At 70.7% G+C, this 18097-nt stretch carries 16 protein-coding genes and 1 pseudogene; 6 read left to right on the plus strand and 11 right to left on the minus strand.

Going from position 1 to position 18097, the window contains the following annotated elements:
* The 5 genes and pseudogenes from ACPCHZ_RS01680 to ACPCHZ_RS01700 form a co-directional block, all read right to left on the minus strand.
* Window positions 1-909, minus strand: a complete 909-nt coding sequence (locus ACPCHZ_RS01680) for an LLM class F420-dependent oxidoreductase (RefSeq protein WP_364977055.1) — start codon at window positions 907-909, stop codon at window positions 1-3.
* A 29-nt stretch (window positions 910-938) separates the two neighbouring features.
* Complete coding sequence (locus tag ACPCHZ_RS01685; RefSeq protein ID WP_423483780.1) at window positions 939-1781, minus strand: alpha/beta fold hydrolase; 843 nt, start codon at window positions 1779-1781, stop codon at window positions 939-941.
* Window positions 1782-1835: 54 nt separating this feature from the next.
* Window positions 1836-2963, minus strand: a pseudogene (locus ACPCHZ_RS01690) (XdhC family protein); the annotation flags it as partial.
* Window positions 2964-2988: 25 nt separating this feature from the next.
* Window positions 2989-4911 (minus strand): Na+/H+ antiporter NhaA, encoded by a 1923-nt coding sequence (nhaA, locus tag ACPCHZ_RS01695; protein ID WP_423483142.1) that lies wholly within the window; start codon window positions 4909-4911, stop codon window positions 2989-2991.
* Window positions 4854-5972 carry a glycoside hydrolase family 76 protein gene (locus tag ACPCHZ_RS01700; protein WP_423483143.1) on the minus strand — a complete coding sequence of 373 codons (1119 nt, stop codon included), beginning with the start codon at window positions 5970-5972 and terminating at the stop codon, window positions 4854-4856. Before ACPCHZ_RS01700 ends, nhaA begins: the two co-directional genes overlap by 58 nt.
* A 93-nt stretch (window positions 5973-6065) precedes the next feature.
* Between ACPCHZ_RS01700 and ACPCHZ_RS01705 the strand changes: the two genes are divergently transcribed.
* Together ACPCHZ_RS01705 and ACPCHZ_RS01710 are read left to right on the plus strand one after the other, a co-directional pair.
* Window positions 6066-6608: a TetR/AcrR family transcriptional regulator gene (locus ACPCHZ_RS01705; protein ID WP_423483144.1), complete on the plus strand. Its 543-nt coding sequence runs from the start codon at window positions 6066-6068 to the stop codon at window positions 6606-6608.
* Window positions 6605-8194 (plus strand): MFS transporter, encoded by a 1590-nt coding sequence (locus ACPCHZ_RS01710; RefSeq protein WP_423483145.1) that lies wholly within the window; start codon window positions 6605-6607, stop codon window positions 8192-8194. Before ACPCHZ_RS01705 ends, ACPCHZ_RS01710 begins: the two co-directional genes overlap by 4 nt.
* Here ACPCHZ_RS01710 and ACPCHZ_RS01715 read toward each other — a convergent pair.
* Genes ACPCHZ_RS01715 through ttfA form a run of 4 tightly spaced genes read right to left on the minus strand, consistent with a single transcriptional unit; the run spans window position 8078 to window position 11344 of the window.
* Window positions 8078-8728: a TrmH family RNA methyltransferase gene (locus tag ACPCHZ_RS01715; protein ID WP_423483146.1), complete on the minus strand. Its 651-nt coding sequence runs from the start codon at window positions 8726-8728 to the stop codon at window positions 8078-8080. The two genes, ACPCHZ_RS01710 and ACPCHZ_RS01715, sit on opposite strands and share 117 nt — an antisense overlap.
* Complete coding sequence (locus tag ACPCHZ_RS01720; RefSeq protein WP_423483147.1) at window positions 8721-9617, minus strand: hypothetical protein; 897 nt, start codon at window positions 9615-9617, stop codon at window positions 8721-8723. The genes ACPCHZ_RS01715 and ACPCHZ_RS01720 overlap by 8 nt, the downstream gene beginning before the upstream one ends.
* 18 nt (window positions 9618-9635) lie before the next feature.
* Window positions 9636-10412, minus strand: a complete 777-nt coding sequence (locus tag ACPCHZ_RS01725) for an SDR family NAD(P)-dependent oxidoreductase (RefSeq protein WP_423483148.1) — start codon at window positions 10410-10412, stop codon at window positions 9636-9638.
* A gap of 47 nt (window positions 10413-10459) precedes the next feature.
* On the minus strand, window positions 10460-11344 hold the full coding sequence (ttfA, locus tag ACPCHZ_RS01730) for a trehalose monomycolate transport factor TtfA (RefSeq protein ID WP_423483149.1): 885 nt from the start codon (window positions 11342-11344) through the stop codon (window positions 10460-10462).
* 144 nt (window positions 11345-11488) lie between these two features.
* Between ttfA and ACPCHZ_RS01735 the strand changes: the two genes are divergently transcribed.
* Window positions 11489-12844 carry a DUF7373 family lipoprotein gene (locus tag ACPCHZ_RS01735; protein WP_423483150.1) on the plus strand — a complete coding sequence of 452 codons (1356 nt, stop codon included), beginning with the start codon at window positions 11489-11491 and terminating at the stop codon, window positions 12842-12844.
* 78 nt (window positions 12845-12922) lie between these two features.
* Here ACPCHZ_RS01735 and clpB read toward each other — a convergent pair whose 3' ends face one another.
* Together clpB and ACPCHZ_RS01745 are read right to left on the minus strand one after the other, a co-directional pair.
* Window positions 12923-15469 carry an ATP-dependent chaperone ClpB gene (gene clpB, locus ACPCHZ_RS01740; RefSeq protein ID WP_423483151.1) on the minus strand — a complete coding sequence of 849 codons (2547 nt, stop codon included), beginning with the start codon at window positions 15467-15469 and terminating at the stop codon, window positions 12923-12925.
* 107 nt (window positions 15470-15576) lie between these two features.
* Window positions 15577-15930 carry a VOC family protein gene (locus tag ACPCHZ_RS01745; protein ID WP_423483152.1) on the minus strand — a complete coding sequence of 118 codons (354 nt, stop codon included), beginning with the start codon at window positions 15928-15930 and terminating at the stop codon, window positions 15577-15579.
* 107 nt (window positions 15931-16037) lie between these two features.
* Between ACPCHZ_RS01745 and ACPCHZ_RS01750 the strand changes: the two genes are divergently transcribed.
* From ACPCHZ_RS01750 to ACPCHZ_RS01760, 3 genes are read left to right on the plus strand one after another with little or no spacing between them, the layout of a single operon-like run.
* Window positions 16038-16667, plus strand: coding sequence for a helix-turn-helix domain-containing protein (locus ACPCHZ_RS01750; RefSeq protein WP_423483153.1), 630 nt, complete (start codon window positions 16038-16040; stop codon window positions 16665-16667).
* A gap of 46 nt (window positions 16668-16713) precedes the next feature.
* Window positions 16714-17370, plus strand: a complete 657-nt coding sequence (locus ACPCHZ_RS01755) for an enoyl-CoA hydratase-related protein (RefSeq protein ID WP_423483154.1) — start codon at window positions 16714-16716, stop codon at window positions 17368-17370.
* 54 nt (window positions 17371-17424) lie between these two features.
* Window positions 17425-18093 carry a GAP family protein gene (locus tag ACPCHZ_RS01760; RefSeq protein ID WP_423483155.1) on the plus strand — a complete coding sequence of 223 codons (669 nt, stop codon included), beginning with the start codon at window positions 17425-17427 and terminating at the stop codon, window positions 18091-18093.
* Window positions 18094-18097: the final 4 nt, after the last annotated feature.

Consider the following 18097-nt stretch of genomic DNA (forward strand, 5'->3'; position numbering starts at 1 on the left):
TCATCCCAGCGGGAGCGCCTTGGCCAGTTCCCGCAGGGCCGGCCGCGGGTCGGCCATCGGGTTGTCCCCGAGCACCTGCACCACGACGTGGTCGGCGCCGGCGTCGAGGTGGGCGGTGACCGAGGCCGCCGCGTCGGCAACCGAGCCCAGGCCGACGACGCCGCGGGCCAGCCGGTCCGAGCCGCCGCGCACCAGGTCGGATTCCTCGAAGCCCTGCCGCAGCCACGAGTTGCGATAGTTCGGCAGCCCGCTGTACACGTCGAGATGCTGGTGCGCGCGCTGCAGCTGGTCCTCGTCGGTGCCGCCGAAGGCGACGGCCTGCTCGGAGACGATCCACTTGTCGGGTCCGAGGATGTCGCGGGTGGTCTGGGTCTGCGCCGGGGTGACGAGATACGGGTGGGCGCCGTCGGCGTGGGTGCCGGAGAGTTCGATCATCTTCGGGCCCAGCGCCGCCAGCAGCCGGGTGGGGCGGGGAGCGCCCGGCTCGATCATCTCGGACACCGCCGCCATCTTGTCGAGATAGGTGCGCATCGTCGCCAGCGGCTTCGAGTACGTCCCGCCCATCCCGTGTTCGACGAGCGGCGCGTGGCTCACGCCGAGGCCCAGCACGAAGCGGTGGGGATACTGCGCGTTGAGGGTGCGGCCGCCGGTCTCGGCGGCCGATGGCAGCCGGATGTGGATGTTCGCGATTCCGGTGCCCACCACCAGGCGGTCGGTCGCGGAGAGGAATGCCGCCGACTGGGTCAGGCACTCCTTGCCGGTCACCTCCGGGATGAACAGCGAGCCGTAGCCGAGCGCCTCGATCTCGCGGGCGACGTCCTGGGCCTCGGTGATCGACCATGTCTCGCTGGCCCACCAGACACCGACGCGGGACGGAAAGGCGATCTCGGGCTTACCGGAATCAGTCACCCGCTCAACTTAACTCGACGGGTGTCGAGTCAGGTGATCGGGTGGGCGGCGAACCACTCCAGCAGCAGGTCCGACAGCTCGTCGGCCTTCTCCTCGGGGATCCAGTGCGAGACGCCGGGCATCACCTCGAAGCGGTAGTCCGCCGCGACGTACCGCTCGGTCTCATAAGCGGCCTTGGGCAGCAGCGCCGCGTCGTTGTCGCTCCACACGTACATCGTCGGCACGGTGATCTCCCCGCTGGCCCGCCGCAGGTCGGTCAGCGGCATGGCCCGGTACCAGTTCAGGCCTGCAGTCATCGCGCCCGGCTCGAGCATCGCGCGGGTGTCGCGTTCGGCGGCCTGCCGGGTCTGACCGATGCGCTGCAGCGACTTCGTCGAGAATGCGCCGCCGTTGCGGGTGAGCAGGAACTCCGGCAGCCACGGCAACTGGAAGACGTACATGTACCAGGACGCCAGGCCCTGCTTGCTGGTCGGCATGGACTTGAGGAACGCCGCGGGGTGCGGTACCGACACCGGCGACACCGTCGCGAGCCGGTCGGGGTACTCCGACGCGACGCCCCACGCGACGGCGGCGCCCCAGTCGTGGCCGACCACGTGCACCTTGTCCGCGCCGCTGGCGTCGATCAGGGCGCCGATGTCCGCGACGAGCTCGGTGGTCTTGTAGTCACGGCGCCGCCGCGGGCGGGCGCCGGGCGAGTAGCCGCGCTGATTGGGCGCCAGGCAGCGGAAACCCTGCGCGCTGAGCCGGGCGATGACGGCGTCCCAGCTGTCGTTGTGCTGCGGGAAGCCGTGCAGCAGCACCACCACCGGCCCGTCCGGCGGACCCACGTCCTTGACGTCGAACACCAGGTCGCCGCGGCGGTACTGTTCCATACCGCTCAGTGTCGTCCCTGGCCGATCATGAAGGCAAGACGCCGGCCCGTCATGCTCGTGATGGATGGGGCCGCCGGTGGCGCCGAGTGGTCGCCCGGTGCCGCCCCAGCGCCGCGCGATGATCTCGGCCGCAATCGACACCGCGGTCTCCTCGGGGGTCCGCGCGCCGAGATCGAGGCCGATCGGGCTGGCCAGCCTCGCCAGCTCGGAGTCGGTGAGCCCGGCCGCCCGCAGCCGGTCGAGCCGGTCGGTGTGCGTGCGCCGCGACCCCATCGCGCCGATGTAGCCGATCTCCGGCAGCCTCAGCGCCACCTCGAGCAGCGGCACGTCGAACTTGGGGTCGTGGGTGAGCACGCAGATCACGGTGCGGCCGTCGACGGCGCCCGCCTCGGACTGCGCCGCCAGATAGCGGTTCGGCCACTCGACCACCACGTCGTCGGCGGTCGGGAAGCGCGCCGGGGTGGCGAACACCGGCCTGGCGTCGCACACCGTGACCCGGTAGCCGAGCAGCGACCCCTGCCGGGCCACCGCCGCGGCGAAGTCGATCGCCCCGAACACCAACATGCGCGGCCGCGGCGCGTGGCCGGCGACGAACACCTCCATGCCGACGCCGCGCCGCTCGCCGTCGGGTCCGAAGGTCAGCACCTCGCTGCGGCCGGCGTCCAGCAAACCGCGGGCGTCGTCGGTGACCGCCGCGTCCGCCCGCGCCGAACCCAGTGTGCCGGTGACGGGCGTGCCCGCGTTGTCGGGACGCACCACCAGCCGCCGTCCCACCCACGACGGGTCGGGATGGGTGACGACGGTCGCGGTCGCCACCGGGCGGTGGGCGTCGATGTCCTCGACCACTGTGTCGAAATCGGGGAACGTGTGCTGCGAGACGGCCTCGACGAACACGTCGAGGATGCCGCCGCACGTCAGCCCGACGGCGAAGGCGTCGTCGTCGCTGACGCCGTAGCGCTGCAGCCGCGGCGTGCCGTCGGCCACGACCTCACCGGCCAGCTCGTACACCGCCCCCTCGACGCAGCCGCCCGACACCGACCCACTGACCGTGCCGTCGGGGGCGACCACCATCGACGCGCCGGGCGGGCGTGGCGCCGAGCGGAAGGTGCGGACCACCGTCGCCACCCCCGCGGTGCCGCCGTCGCGCCAGACCGCGAGCAGGTCGGCGAACACGTCCCTCACGCCGACCACGGTACTGGGCGGGTGCTCAGCGCGGGACCTCGGTCGCATCGCCCGAGAGGCCGGCCTCCAGCGCGCGAATCAGGCTGGCGGCGTCCCAGGGACCCTTGTGCCGCTTGCCGTTGACGAAGAACGTCGGGGTGGAGTTGAGGTCCATCACCTCGGCGTCCTGGGCGTCGTCCTGCACCCGGTGCAGCACCTTCGACGCGTGCACCCGCACGTCCTGGTCGAAGCGCTCGATGTCGAGGCCGACGCCGACCGCGTAGCGGTAGATGTCGGACCACTCCAGGTCGTCCTGGTGGGCGAACAGTTCACGACCCATCTCCCAGAACTTGCCCTGCAGCGCGGCGCCCTCGACCGCGCGGGCGGCGTCGAAGGCCCGCGGATGGGCCCGCTCCAGCGGCAGGTGCCGCCACACGTAGATGAGCCGGTCGCCCAAGTGTGCCCGCACCTCGTCGATCGCCCCGGTGGCCCTGCTGCAGAACGGGCATTCGTAGTCGCCGTACTCGACGAGCGAGAGCGGCGCGTCCGGCCGTCCCTTGACGTGGTCCCGGTCGGGGTCGATGGGGCGGACCAGCTTCATCCCGACCGCCTCCGGAGGGCTGATCAGGTCGGTGATCCGGAAGAACGCCCAGCCGAGCACGAACGCCAGCACCGAGGCGATCAGCACGCCGACCCGCGCCTCGTCCTGCTTCAGCGGGTCGTCGATGGCGAGATCGACGATGAACAGCGAGATGGTGAACCCGATGCCGGAGAGCAGCGCGCCGCCTGCGACCCGGCGCAGCGACATGCCCGGAGAGAGCTGGCCGAGGCCGGTGGCCCGCATCACGGCGGTGGCCGCGGTGATGCCGACGAACTTGCCGAGCACCAGGCCCGCGACGATGCCCCACGTCAGGGTCGAGCCCAGCGCGGCCATGACGGTCGGCTCGTCCAGTCGGACGCCCGCGTTGGCCAGCGCGAAGATCGGCAGCACCAGGAACGAGACGTAGGGGCCGACGGCGGTCTGCAGTCGCTCGTTGATCGAGATCGACTCGCGCAGGCCGCGGGTGACCGCGCGCGCGTACTCGGGGTTGGGTGACTGGCGGAACGCGCGGATCAGGTCGACGGTCTGCTCGACCTGTCGCCGTTCGGGCGTGAACACGGGGATCAGCAGCGCGACGGCGACCCCGGCGAGAGTCGGGTGCACGTGGGCGATGTACAGCGCGATCCACAGCGCGAAGCCCAGCGCCGCGTATGCCGGACCGCGCAGCCTGGGCAGGAACCGCACCCCGGCAAGGGCGCCGATCAGGACGATGGCGACGATCAGCGGGGTCACCCGCAGGTCGTCGGTGTAGAACAGCGCGATCGCGCCGAGCGCGCCGACGTCGTCGACCACCGCCAGGGTCAGCAGGAAGATGCGAAGCCGCGCCGGGAATTTCGGCTTGATCACCGCCAGCGCGCCGACCAGGAAGGCGGTGTCGGTGGAGATCACCACACCCCAGGCCTGGGCGTCGTCGCCGGAGGGGTTGAATGCCAGGAAGATCACGGCGGGCAGGATCAGCCCCGCGACGGCGGCGACCACCGGCACCGCGGCACGCGACCGGTCGGTCAGCTCGCCGATCGCGAACTCGGCCTTGACCTCGAGCCCGACGATGAAGAAGAAGAAAGCCATCAGGCCGTCATTGACGAGGTGCTTGACCGACATCTCGGTGTGGTGTTCGCCGAAGCTCAACCCGATGTCGGTGTTCCAGAACTCCGAATACGTCTCGGCCCACGGCGAATTCGCCCACCCGATGGCCAGCAGGGTGAACAGCAGCAGCAGCGCGGCGGCGGTGTTCTCGGTGGATCGCGGCGTGCTGGGGTCCCGGCTGAACCGGGTCGGCAGCAGGCGGACGATCCGGGGAAAGGCCGTCGTCACGTCGTGGCGGCCTCCGATTCGGCGACGGTGTGCGCGGCCTCCATCAGCATCCATCCCGACAGCTGCACCGAGAGGTCGCGCTCGGGGATCTCGGATGCGTTGACGGCGCCCTCGACGAACTCCGCTTCCTTGCCGGCGAGCGTCGGCACCTCGGCGGTGCGCTCCCAGAACGCGCCGAACAGCGGGAGGCCGTCGACGGTCTGCCGGTTGTCCCAGGCGGCCTGAGCCGAGGTCAGCACCAGATCGCGGGCGGTGTCACGGGCGGCGGCATCCTCCGGGGTGCGCTGCGGCAGGTCGGTGGCGACCAGGGCCAGGTAGCGCGCGAGGATGCCGTGGAACAGGCCGCCGTCGCCGCCACCCGCCCCCTTGAGCACCCCGTCGGGCGCCATGTGCTCGCGGACGGCCGCGACGAGCCGGTGCACCCGGGGCGCGTGGTCGTCGTCCTGGGTGCGTGCGGCGAGTTCCACCTCGAGCCCGAGCACGACGCCCTGGCAGTAGGTGTACTGGGCACGCACCAGGGAGCCGGCCTTGATGCCGTCGAAGACGAGGTGGCTCTCGGGGTCGATGAGCACCTCGTCGATCCAGTCCGCCATCTGCTGGGCGCGTCGCAGCCGGTCGTCGTAGCGCGCGAGGAAGATCCCGGCCGGGCCGTTGGCCGGTGCGTTGAAGAACTGGTCCTGCTTGCGCCACGGGATGCCGCCGCCGTCCTCGGGCACCCAGGCGTTGACGAGCTGATCGGCGAGCTTCTTGAGCGCCCGCGGCTTCTCCACCCCGGCCAGCCGGCAGGCCCGTTCCAGGGACAGGGCCAGCCACGCCATGTCGTCGTAGTAGTCGTTGACCCAGGACCCGTTGTTGCGCAGCCGATGTGACCGGACCTGGCGGGCGATCCTGCTCTGCCGCTCCGGTTGCGGATCGCGCACCTGCGCGTCGACGAGGCAGTCCAGCAGGTGCGCCTGCCACCAGTAGTGCCAGGTGCCGAACCACGAATGGCGCCGCGCCGCCGGCCAGGCCACCACGCCGAGCTGGGTGCCGGGCAGGCCCCACAGCCGTTTGAGATGGCGCTTGGTGATCGCGGCTTCGGCGCTGGCCGCGCGATTGGCCCACAGCTGATCCATGGCCTTGATCCTGCCTCACCGGGCGGCATGCGGGAGGGTCGCTCGGCGGAAAGTCATGAGACAATTCTGTCTCATCAGGGTTATAGTCGTCTCATGGCCGTCGATCGCGAACACCTGCTGCGGGCGGCCGCGGACTTCCTCGGACGCCGGCCCAACGCCACCCAGGACGAGATCGCCGCGGCCGTCGGCGTCAGCCGCGCCACGCTGCACCGGCACTTCGCCGGCAAGCCGGCGCTGCTCGCCGCGCTCGACGACCTCGCGATCGCCGAGATGCGCGGCGCCCTGAACAGCGCGCGCCTGCAGGAGGATTCGGCCACCGACGCGCTGCGCAGGCTGGTCGCCGCGTGCGAGCCGGTGTCGCCCTACCTCGCGCTGCTGTACAGCCAGAGCCAGGACGTCGACATGGACGCCTCGCTCGAGGGCTGGGCCGAGGTCGACGCGGAGATGACGAGGCTGTTCGAGCGCGGCCAGCGCGCCGGGGAGTTCCGTCCCGATCTCACGGCCGCGTGGCTGACCGAGGCCCTCTACAGCCTGGTCGCCGGATACGGCTGGGCCAGCCAGGTGGGCCGGGTGCCGGCCCGCGACTTCAACCGGATGATCACCGAACTGCTGTTGAACGGAGTGCAGACACCATGAGCCGCCGCTGGTTCGCCCTGGGCATCCTGACCCTGGCGGTGCTGCTGATCGGCATCGACGGCACGGTGCTGGCGCTGGCCACCCCCTTCATCAGCCGCGACCTCGGCGCGACCGCCACCGAGATCCTCTGGATCGGTGACATCTACTCCTTCGTCCTGGCCAGCCTCCTCATCACGATGGGCAGCCTCGGCGACCGGATCGGCCAGCGCAAGCTGCTGCTGTTCGGTGCGACCGGATTCGGCGCCGTCTCAGCGCTGACCGCCTACGCACCCACAGCCGAACTGCTGATCGCGGGCCGGGCGCTGCAGGGTGTGGCCGGGGCGACGCTCGCGCCTGCCACGCTGGCGCTCATCCGGAGCATCTTCGCCGATTCCCGCGAACGGTCGCTCGCCGTCGGCATCTGGGCGGCGACGTTCTCCGCAGGCGCAGCGCTCGGCCCGGTGCTGGGTGGTGTGCTGCTCGAGCACTTCTGGTGGGGCTCGGTGTTCCTGATCAACGTGCCGGTGATGGTCGTGCTGGTGGCCGGTGGCCTGCTGCTGCTCCCCGAGCACCGCAACCCGCACCCCGGTCCGTGGGACCTGCCGTCGGTCGCGCTGTCGATGGCGGGCATCCTCGCCGTGGTCTACGCCGTCAAAGAGACCGCCGCCCACGGCTTCCGCCTCGACGGAGCAATCGCGGCGGTGGTCGGCGCCGCGGCGCTGGCCTGGTTCGTCCGGCGCCAACTGCGGCTGCCCAGCCCGCTGATCGACGTACGGCTGTTCGCCAACCGCGCCTTCTCCGGTGTGGTCGGCGCGAACCTGCTCTCCGTGCTCGGCCTTTCCGGCCTGGTGTTCTTCCTCTCGCAGTTCTTCCAGCTGGTGAAGGGGTACGGCCCGCTGCAGGCCGGGCTGGCCGAGGTGCCTGCCGCGCTCGCGGCCACGGTGTTCGGCGTGCTGGCCGGCGTCGCGGTGCGCTACCTCAGCCAGCGGGCGGTGCTCACCGCGGGCCTGACGATGGTCGGGTTGGCGATGGCGACGCTGACGCTGATCCGCCCCGACACGCCGTATCCGCAACTGGGCGTGACGTTGTTCATCGTCGGCGTCGGGCTCGGGCTGGCCTTCACCGTCGCCAGCGACGTCATCCTGGCCAGCGTGCCCAAGGAGCGAGCGGGCGCGGCGGCCGCGGTGTCCGAGACCGCCTACGAACTCGGCATGGCCTTGGGCATCGCCGTGCTCGGGTCCATCGTCACCGGCGTCTACCGCGGCTTCGTCGTGCCGCCCGGCACTCCGGCGGAAGCGGCCGCGCACGCCCAGGATTCGCTGGCCGCCGCGGTCCAGGTCTCCGAGGGACTTCCCGCCGCCCAGGGTGATGCGCTTCGCACCGCCGCGCAGGAGGCGTTCACCTCCGGGCTGGCCTTCGCCTCCGGCGCAGGCGCGGTGCTGATGCTGGTGTCGGCGCTGGGCGTGTGGCTGCTGCTGCGCAGCGCACCGCTACCAGGCCAGGCCGAGGTCGGCGTGCTGGACGACCCAGGCGTGCATGGCGATGCCGGCGGCCACGGCGGCGTTGATGCTGCGGGTCGAACCGAACTGTGCAATCGAAACCGTTGACGTCGCACCGGCTTTCGCATCCTCGGTGATACCGGGGCCTTCCTGCCCGAAGATCAGCAGGCAGTGCCGCGGCAGGGTCGTCTGCTCGAGGCGGGTCGCACCAGGGACGTTGTCCACCGCGACGACGGTCAGGCCGGCGTCCGCCGCGAACGCCAGCAGTTCGGCGGTGCTGTCGTGGTGGCACAGCCGCTGGTAGCGGTCGGTCACCATGGCGCCGCGGCGATTCCAGCGCCGGCGGCCGACGATGTGCACGGTGTCGACGGCGAACGCGTTGGCGGTGCGCACCACCGCGCCGATGTTGGCGTCGTTGCCGAAGTTCTCGATCGCGATGTGCAGCGGATGGCGACGGCGGTCGATGTCGGCGACGATCGCCTCCCGCGTCCAGTACCGGTAGGCGTCGACGACGTTGCGGGTGTCCCCGTCGCGCAGCAGGTCCGGATCGAAGCGCGGGTCGGTGGGCGCAGGCCCGGGCCACGGTCCGACCCCCGGCGTTGCGTGCCACTCGGTGGGGCCCGGCGCGTCCTGGTCAGTCACGGGTGGTCCACAGGGCGGCGTGGGTACCCACCACCGAGACCGTGGCGTAGAGCAGCGCGGCGTTCAATTCGCCCTGCGTACACAGCGACGCGTTGAGCGCGACGGCGTCACGTGAGGTATCGGGCAGCACCAGCACCGAGGACCCGTAGGTGGAGCATGCGTAGCTCAGCCCCGGCGGCGGGAGCGTCGGCCCGACGACCACCATCAGCGGGCCGCCGCGCCGGACCGCGTCGTCGCGGTAGCGGGTCGACGCGCCGGTGATCTCCAGTCCCATCAGCATGTAGCCATCGCCGATGAACGCGTCCGGCGCGCCGATGGCGGTCGGGGCTATCTGCACGCCATCGGCATCGAAGGCGTCGACGCTGGTGGTCTTGAGGCTCAGACCGGTGTCCGTGCCGGGGGTGGCCACCATCCCGACCGGGAATGCGGCGGGATAGGCGACGGTGGTGCCCGGAACCCGGTCCTTCGGCGAATAGACATAGACGCCCCGCACCTGGCTCTGGTCGCGCATCGGGCCGAGACAGACAGTGCCGCTGAGCCGGTCGGGCGTCGGCGACGCCGCGGGCCGGATGTCCAGCGTCTCGGCGTCCCGGCAACCGCCGACGGCGTTGGCCTCGATGGGGTGGTACAGCGCGCCGTAGAGGCCGAAGCGCAGGCTGTCCGCGGGGGCGGCATCGTCGGCGTTGCGGGCCGCGTCCACATCGACCAGCACGAGGTCGCCGTCGAACCGCAGGTTCGCCACCGAGAGGTTCCAGCCCAGCACCGACTGCGACTCACCGATGGCGACAGCCTCTGCGCCGTAATGGTTCTCGTCGGTGGCGGCGTCGTCCGAGCAGCCGGACACCGCGGTGAGGACCACGGCCGCGACGGCCGCGGTCAGCCTACGCACTGGTGTTCACGGTCGGCGTCAAGTCCTGCCACGGCCCTTGCCCACCACTTTGGTCATGGCGCGCACCAGGTTTCGCGGGACGACCCGGCCACCGGTGGTGAGCGCCTTGTACTGCACGCCGGGCACGATGACGACCTTGTCCTTGGCGACGCCGGCCAGGCAGTCCCGCACCACGTCGTCGACCTCGAGCCACAGGAACGACGGTGTGCCCGCCATCTCGATGCCCGCGCGGGCGTGGAATTCGGTGCGCACGAACCCAGGACACAGCGCATGCACACCGACGCCGGTGCCGCCGACCCCGTTGGCCAGCCCCTCGCTGAACGCGATCACCCAGGCCTTGGACGCGGAGTACGTCGACCCGCGGCCGGGCAGCAGCCCCGCGACGCTGGCGACGTTGATCACGGTGCCGCGCCCGTCGGCGAGCATGGGCGGGAGTGCCGCGTGCGTCAGCTGCATCACCGCGGTGACGTTGACGTCGAGCTGGGACTGCAGCAGCGCGAGGTCGGCGGTCCAGAACTCGCCCGCGGTGCCGAATCCGGCGTTGTTGACCAGCACCTGGACCCCGGCGGCGAGCCGGTCGGCAACCTTGGCGCGGTCACCGGCGACGGCGAGATCGGCGGGGATCACCTCGACGGTGGCGCCCGCCTCGGCCCGCAGTTCCGATGCGAGTTGCTCGAGGCGGCCCGCGTCACGGGCGACGAGCACCAGGTCATAGCCGTCGACGGCGTAGCGGCGGGCGAATCCCGCACCCAGTCCGGACGTCGGTCCGGTGATCAGTGCGACGGGGCGGGCCATGCCGACAGGTTACTTGGCGGCGTGTGCCGCCCGACAACCGCGGAAGGTCAGCGCTGGTAGTGCGGCGACTGCCTGGCGTTGCGGGCCTGCGGCGGACGGCGCGACGGCTCGGCACGCACCGGGGACGGACCGCCGGCGCGGCCGGCCGGGGGGCCTTCGGCGCGAGCGGCTTCGGGCCGCTGGGGGTAGCGGGTGACGTCGGCGCGGCCGGGCGCCGCGTCGGCGCGGCCAGCGGCCATCTCGGCGCGGGGCGCGGGGGCCGGCTTGAGCGGACGGCTCGGCGAGCCGCTGCGCCTGGGCGCCGGCTGGCTGGCGGCGGGCTGCGGGACGGGCGGCAGCACACGCAGCAGGTCGTTGAACTGCCGCACGGTCCGCAGACCCTCGTCCCACTGGGCGCGGGTGCTGGTGACCGGCATGCTGACCAGCGTCCAGTTCTGCTCGTTCCACATGATCTCGGCGCAATCCGGCGCGGTGTGGGCGAACGTCACCATCCGGCGATCGCAGGCGCGCCGCGCGGCGTCGAGGTTGGTGGAGTAGACCATCCGCGGCCCGATCGCGCCGAGCAGCCAGATGTCGTTCTCGCGCGGTTCCTTGATGTCCTTGAGGCGCACGTCGACGACGACGTTCGTGCCGACCTTGCGGTGCAGCGCGATCACCGTCGCGACGTCCTCGAGGTCGAAGATGAAGACGGCCTCGCCGCGGATCTGGCCGAGCACCACGTTGCGGGCGTTGACGTCGCCGACGGTGGACATCACCCCGCGCTTCCAGCGCTTGAGGATGTCACCCGACTCGTGTTCGTAGTCGAAACCGTGCGATTTCGCCCAGGACTTCCGGCGGCGGCCGAGCCCGCGTCGACGGTCGATGTCGACGTACAACAGCACGGCCGCACCCACGAAGCAGAGCGCGGACAGCGTGAACCAGAGCGGGACCATTGGTCCTAGCCTACTTGCTGGTACCGCTTTCGCCCGAACTCAAGTTGGTCACAACCACGTCTCGGCGACTGTCACGCGTCTCTCCCGTCACATCAGTCACGGTGTCGACCCATGCCGGCGGTGCCGCCCACTATCTTCACCGCCATGCAAGACGTCGGGCGGCGCGCAGCCCTTCTTCGCGGCACCCTGTCGGCCGGGGTGGTGGCGATCCTGATCGTGGGTTGCAGCGAAACGGTCGACGTACGACAGCCGCACGGCGCGGCCCCGACAAGCGCCACGTCGTCCGCACCACTGCCCCCGCCCGTCGACCCGGCTCGACTGGACACCGGAAGCTATCCGACCCGGCCACGTGGGCCGCTCGGCACAGCAGGCACCGACGAAGAGGCCGCGCTGGTCGAGGGGCGCCGATTGGCGAACCACGTCGTCGGCCCCTGGGAGGTGGACGGCGGGCTCACCGGCGGCGGCCACATGCCCACCCTGTTCGACGACGCGTTCGCGAGCAGCGCGTGGTTCGCCACCGCCACCTCGCATCGGGCCACCTCGCCCATCCGCTGGTTGACCAGGGATCAGTGGCGCGCGGTGACCCCGCCCGACAAGTACGTCGTCGGCGTCCACTCCGGCCGGACGAAGACGCCCGACGACACTCTGTGGAACGAGGTCCACCGGTTCGCGGACGCGCGGTCGGCGGCGGCTGCCGCGGCGGCGATCGGCGAGGCCGCGCTTGCGGCGCACGACGGGACGGGGGCGTCCGACGGGGCGGCGGCGCAAGTGGACATCCCCGGGCACCCCGAGGCGATCGCGGCGACCCATCACTACGACGAGGCCGAGGACGACGCGATGCTGCTGCCCGGCGTCGACGATGGCGTCGTGTCGCACCGACACACTGCGGTGCGGTCGGTGGTCGCGCACGGCCCCTATGTGCTGGTTCAGCAGACGCTGTTCCCCGAGCTGCCCGTCGACGGTCTGGCGCCGGCGGTCGCGCGGATCGCCAGGACTCTGGATCTGCAGATCCCGTTGGCCGATTCGTTCTCTGCGACCGATTCCGCCGCGCTCGCCGATGCGCCGATCGATCCGACCGGGCTGCTCGCCCGCACCGTCCCGATCCCGCCCGAGGATCTCGGCGTCAACCGGACGGCGCTCGCGGTGTTCGAACCGCGCGGCGCCCTGCACTTCCTGCGTGGGCCCGTGAGCACCGCGGCGGCGATGGATGCGACCGGCGTCGATCTGGTGGCCAACGGGAAGGCGACCGTCTACCGGGCCAGCGATGGCGCGTCGGCGGCGACACTTGCCCAGCGGCTGATCGCCGCACTCGACGACCACGCTAGGCCGCAGGCGCCCGTGACCGGCCTCCCCGAAAGCAGATGCCTGCGCTTCACCGCCGCCGACAGGTTCCACTGCGTGGCGGCCGTCGACCGGTACGTGGTCGAGGCGGACCTGCGAGACCTGAAGGCGGTGCGCCAGGTCGTCAGCGCTCAGGTCGCGATGCTGATCGACCCCTAGGTCACCCACACGCGAAACTGCGGCCAGATCGCGATCCGTTCACGAATCGCAATCTGACCGCAGTCTCGGCGCATCAGCTCAGCCGAGCACCAGGCCGTCGCCGTCGGCGCTCACGTTGACCGGCACCACGTCTCCGTCGTGCACGTCGCCGGCGAGCAGCAGCTTCGCCAACTGGTCGCCGATGGCCTGCTGGATCAGCCTGCGCAGCGGCCGGGCGCCGTAGAGCGGATCGAATCCGCGCTGGGCGAGCCACTTCTTCGCGGGCAGCGACACCTCGAGGGTGAGGCGGCGCTGCGCCAGCCGCTTGGCCAGCTGCTGCAGCTGGATGTCGACGATCGAGACCAGCTCTTCGGGGTTGAGCCCGTCGAAGATGATGACGTCGTCGAGGCGGTTGATGAACTCCGGCTTGAAGGCCGAACGCACTGCCGCCATCACCATTTCCTCCGAACCACCGGCGCCCAGGTTGGACGTCAGGATGAGGATGGTGTTGCGGAAGTCGACCGTGCGGCCCTGGCCGTCGGTCAGCCTGCCCTCGTCGAGCACCTGTAGCAGCACGTCGAACACGTCGGGGTGGGCCTTCTCGATCTCGTCGAACAGGATCACCGTGTACGGCCGCCGCCGCACCGCCTCGGTCAGCTGACCGCCCTGGTCGTAGCCGACGTAGCCGGGGGGCGCACCGACGAGGCGGGCCACCGAGTGCTTCTCGCCGTACTCGCTCATGTCGATGCGGACCATCGCGCGTTCGTCGTCGAACAGGAACTCCGCCAGCGCCTTGGCCAGCTCGGTCTTACCGACGCCGGTCGGTCCGAGGAACATGAACGAGCCCGTCGGCCGGTTGGGGTCGGCGACCCCGGCGCGGCTGCGGCGGACGGCGTCGGAGACGGCCTGCACGGCCTTCTTCTGGCCGACGACGCGCCTACCCAGCTCGTCCTCCATGCGCAGCAGCTTGGCGGTCTCGCCCTCGAGCATGCGGCCGGCGGGGATCCCGGTCCACGCGGACACCACCTCGGCGATGTCGTCGGGGCCGACCTCCTCCTTGAGCATGACGTCCTCACGCGCCTCGGCCTGGGGCACCGCCGCGTCGAGCTTCTTCTCGACCTCGGGGATGCGGCCGTAGCGCAGCTCGGCGGCCTTGGCCAGGTCGCCGTCGCGCTCGGCGCGCTCGGATTCCTGACGCAGCGCGTCCAGCTGTTCCTTGAGCTCGCGGACCGCGTCGATGGCGTGCTTCTCGTTCTGCCAGCGGGTGGTCAGCTCGGACAGCTGTTCCTTCTTGTCGGCCAGTTCGGACCGCAGCTTCACCAGCCGGTCCTTCGAGGCGTCGTCCTCCTCCTTGGCCAGCGCCATCTCCTCGATCTCGAGGCGACGGACCAGCCGCTCGACCTCGTCGACCTCGACGGGCCGGGAGTCGATCTCCATCCGCAGCCGCGACGCGGCCTCGTCGACCAGGTCGATGGCCTTGTCCGGCAGGAATCGGGCGGTGATGTAGCGGTCAGAGAGGGTGGCAGCGGAGACGAGAGCCGAGTCGGTGATGCGGACGCCGTGATGTACCTCGTAGCGCTCCTTGAGGCCACGCAGGATGCCGACGGTGTCCTCGACCGACGGCTCGCCGACGTAGACCTGCTGGAAGCGGCGCTCCAGCGCGGCATCCTTCTCGATGTACTTGCGGTACTCGTCCAGCGTGGTGGCGCCGACCAGGCGCAGCTCGCCGCGGGCCAGCATCGGCTTGATCATGTTGCCCGCATCCATCGACGAGTCTCCGGTGGAGCCGGCGCCGACGATGGTGTGCAGCTCGTCGATGAACGTGATGATCTGCCCGGCCGAGTTCTTGATGTCGTCGAGGACGGCCTTGAGCCGCTCCTCGAATTCACCGCGGTACTTCGAGCCGGCCACCATCGAGCCGAGGTCGAGCGAGACGACGGTCTTGTCGCGCAGGCTCTCCGGCACGTCGCCGGCGATGATGCGCTGGGCCAGGCCCTCGACGATCGCGGTCTTGCCGACGCCCGGCTCGCCGATCAGCACCGGATTGTTCTTCGTGCGACGGCTCAGCACCTGCACGACGCGACGGATCTCGGTGTCGCGACCGATGACGGGGTCGAGCTTGCCTTCCCGCGCGCGGGCGGTGAGGTCGGTGGAGTACTTCTCCAACGCCTGGTAGGTGCCCTCGGGGTCGGGGCTGGTGACGCGTGCGCTGCCGCGGACCTTGGCGAACGCCTCCCGCAGGGCCTGCGGTGATGCGCCCGCGCCGGTCAGCAGCTTGGCGACGTCCGAGTCGCCGGTGGCCAGGCCGACCAGCAGGTGCTCGGTGGAGACGTATTCGTCGTCCATCTCGGTGGCCAGCTGCTGGGCGGCGGTGATCGCGGCCAGCGACTCGCGGCTCAGCTGGGGCTGGCTGTTGGCGCCGCTGGCACGGGGCAGCCGGTCGACGAGCCGCTGCCCCTCGGCGCGGATCGTCGCGGGTTCGACGCCGACGGCCTCGAGCAGCGGGGCGGCGATGCCGTCGTTCTGCGTGAGCAGCGACATCAGCAGATGCGCGGGTGCGATCTGCGGGTTTCCTGCGGCGGTGGCCGCCTGCAGGGCCGACGTGAGCGCGGCCTGCGTCTTGGTCGTCGGGTTGAACGAATCCACCACAACCTCCGATTCAGTCTCTACGGGGTGGTCAAAATGCTTGTCCGCATGTTCAACGCCGTCAAGGTTGAGTCTGTTCCGCTCAAGTCTATGTTTTTTCGCCAGACTCAGTAATCGGGCCGGAAGCCCCCGATGAAGCCGACGACGTTGCCGTCCGGATCGGCGATCTGCGAGAACCGCACGCCCTTGTTCGCCTCGACGATCTCGCCGGGCTCGATGCCCCGGCCACGCACCTCGTCGAGGTGAGCCTCCAGGTCGTCGACGGCGAGGTTCAGCTGCCCCTTGCCTGCCCGCTCCGGGTCCACGAACACCTGCACCCACCCGCCCGGCAGCACCTGCCACTCGGTGAGGCTGGGCATGGGGTCGTTGTCCGCCGGGCGCCCGATCAGCGTGGCGTACCACTCCCGGCTGCTCTGCAGGTCGGACACCGGGACCACGGCCAGTACGTGCTCGATCGACATGAGGAGCACTCCCTTCTCTCGTATTCGTCGTCGAGTTGTAGACCCCTCGACCCTGCCGGACTCATCACGGCGAGTTACAGAGCATGCGCTCTGTTACTGTGACGGCCATGCCCCGGCCCCGCATGCACGACCTCGACCGGGTACTCGACGCCGCCGAGGAGCTCGCAGTCACCGCGGGGCCCGCCGCGGTGACGATCCGAGCCCTGTCGGAGGCGACGTCGGTGTCCAACGGAGCGCTGTACCACGCATTCGGGTCACGGGCCGGCCTGCTCGGCCGCGCGTGGGTGCGTGCCGCGGAGAGCTTCCTGCAGCTCCAGCGTGATGTCGTCGAGCAGGCGCTCTCCGGCGCGGGCGACGACGCCGGTGACGCGAGCGCGGTGGAAGCCGTTGTCGTGGCGGCACTCTGCCCGGCGCTGTTCTCCGACCGCAGACCGACGTCGACGCGCTTCCTGCTGACCGTTCCGCGCGACGAACTCCTCCGGTCCGGCGAGATACCGGACGGCGTCGCCGATCAGCTGCGCAGGCTCGACATGGCCCTCGGCGAGCTCTTCGTGCAACTGTCGCGCAGCCTGTGGGGCCGTGCGGACAGGCAGTCCGTCGCCCTCATCCGCGACTGCGTCGTCGAACTGCCGACCGCACTGCTGCTGCACGGCGACCGCACCGCCGACCCCGCCGCCCGCGAACGCCTCGCCGCCGCTGTGCGCGCCGTGCTGACCGTTCCACCCGCCACCGCCTGACACCGCCTGACACAAGGCATTCCACCACCCCGAAAGGACGACCCCGATGCCCCCGACACTCGAATACCGCGACACGATCGCCGTGCTGACCCTCGGCGACGACGAGAACCGCTTCTCCGTCGAATGGCTGGACACCGTGCACACCCAGCTCGACGAGGTCCGGACCGAGGCGCAGGCGCTGATCACCTCCGGGATCGGCAAGTTCTACTCGAACGGCCTCGACCTCGACTGGCTGGCCGCGAACGGCGACCGGCTGGGCTGGTACGTCGGCCGGGTGCAGGAATTGCTCGACCGCGTGCTGACCTTCCCACTGCCGACGGTCGCGGCGGTGAACGGCCACGCGTTCGGCGCAGGCTCGATGCTCGCCATCGCCCACGACTACCGCGTCATGCGCGACGACCGCGGCTACTTCTGCTTCCCCGAGGTGGACATCCGCATTCCCTTCACCCCCGGGATGGCCGCGCTCATCCAGGCGAAACTCCCTCCGCAGACCGCCGTCACCGCCATGACCACCGGGCACCGCTACGGCGGCCGCGAAGCGCTGGCCGCGGCCCTCGTGGACGACACCGCACCCGAGGCGGGCGTGGTCGAGGCCGCGGCGCAACGGCTGCAACCGATCCTCGGCAAGGATCCCGGCACGCTCGGCGCGATCAAGACGACCATGTACGCCGCGGTCTCCGAAGCGCTGCGAATCCCGGGCTGACGACGCGCCCCGTCGACCCCCTATTCGGCGTGCGCGCTTGCTAGGTTCGAGACCATGACCGGGCGTTGGGTGTCGGAACTGGTCGAACTGATCCCCCTGGCGCTCGTGATCGCGCTCTCACCGCTGTCGATCATCCCCGCGGTGCTGGTGCTGCGCTCCGCGCGACCGCGGCCCGCAGGCCTGTTGTTCCTGGCCGGCTGGCTACTCGGGATCTTCGCCCTCGCCGCGGCCTTCCTGTTGCTGTCCGGTCTCATCGGCAACTTCGACAAGCCGCCGGCGTGGGCGTCGTGGCTGCGGATCCTCGTGGGCGTCGTCCTGATCGGGCTCGGGGTGTACCGCTGGACGCGGCGCGGCGAGACGCACACTCCGAAGTGGATGACCTCGCTGACGACGCTGTCGCCCGCCCGCGCGTTCGTCACCGCACTGACGCTGGTGGTCGTCAACCCGAAGGTGTTCTTCATCAGCGCCGCATCGGGTATGGCGATCGGCAGTAGCGGGCTGGGCGTCGCAGGCGCGTGGTCGGCCGCCGTCTACTTCGCCCTCGTCGCAGGGTCGACGGTGCTGCTTCCCATCGTGGCGTACTCGCTCTTCACCGACCGCCTCGACGCGACGCTGCGCCGGGTCGGCGACTGGATGGAGCGCAGGCATGCCGTACTCGTCGCCGGAATCCTCGTGGTCATCGGTCTTCTGCTGCTGTACAAGGGCATTCACGGCGTGATCTAGCCGG

It is taken from the genome of Mycobacterium sp. NPDC050041 (assembly GCF_049541695.1).
Taxonomy (GTDB): Bacteria; Actinomycetota; Actinomycetes; order Mycobacteriales; family Mycobacteriaceae; genus Mycobacterium.

What these genes read in the sequence shown, in the direction of transcription:
- ACPCHZ_RS01685 (WP_423483780.1), bottom strand. Translation starts at nt 1,781, where the DNA reads ATGGAACAGTACCGCCGCGGCGACCTGGTGTTCGACGTCAAGGACGTG.
- nhaA (WP_423483142.1), bottom strand. Translation starts at nt 4,911, where the DNA reads ATGGATGCTGATGGAGGCCGCGCACACCGTCGCCGAATCGGAGGCCGC.
- ACPCHZ_RS01700 (WP_423483143.1), bottom strand. Translation starts at nt 5,972, where the DNA reads ATGGATCAGCTGTGGGCCAATCGCGCGGCCAGCGCCGAAGCCGCGATC.
- ACPCHZ_RS01705 (WP_423483144.1), top strand. Translation starts at nt 6,066, where the DNA reads ATGGCCGTCGATCGCGAACACCTGCTGCGGGCGGCCGCGGACTTCCTC.
- ACPCHZ_RS01710 (WP_423483145.1), top strand. Translation starts at nt 6,605, where the DNA reads ATGAGCCGCCGCTGGTTCGCCCTGGGCATCCTGACCCTGGCGGTGCTG.
- ACPCHZ_RS01725 (WP_423483148.1), bottom strand. Translation starts at nt 10,412, where the DNA reads ATGGCCCGCCCCGTCGCACTGATCACCGGACCGACGTCCGGACTGGGT.
- ttfA (WP_423483149.1), bottom strand. Translation starts at nt 11,344, where the DNA reads ATGGTCCCGCTCTGGTTCACGCTGTCCGCGCTCTGCTTCGTGGGTGCG.
- ACPCHZ_RS01735 (WP_423483150.1), top strand. Translation starts at nt 11,489, where the DNA reads ATGCAAGACGTCGGGCGGCGCGCAGCCCTTCTTCGCGGCACCCTGTCG.
- ACPCHZ_RS01745 (WP_423483152.1), bottom strand. Translation starts at nt 15,930, where the DNA reads ATGTCGATCGAGCACGTACTGGCCGTGGTCCCGGTGTCCGACCTGCAG.
- ACPCHZ_RS01750 (WP_423483153.1), top strand. Translation starts at nt 16,038, where the DNA reads ATGCCCCGGCCCCGCATGCACGACCTCGACCGGGTACTCGACGCCGCC.
- ACPCHZ_RS01755 (WP_423483154.1), top strand. Translation starts at nt 16,714, where the DNA reads ATGCCCCCGACACTCGAATACCGCGACACGATCGCCGTGCTGACCCTC.
- ACPCHZ_RS01760 (WP_423483155.1), top strand. Translation starts at nt 17,425, where the DNA reads ATGACCGGGCGTTGGGTGTCGGAACTGGTCGAACTGATCCCCCTGGCG.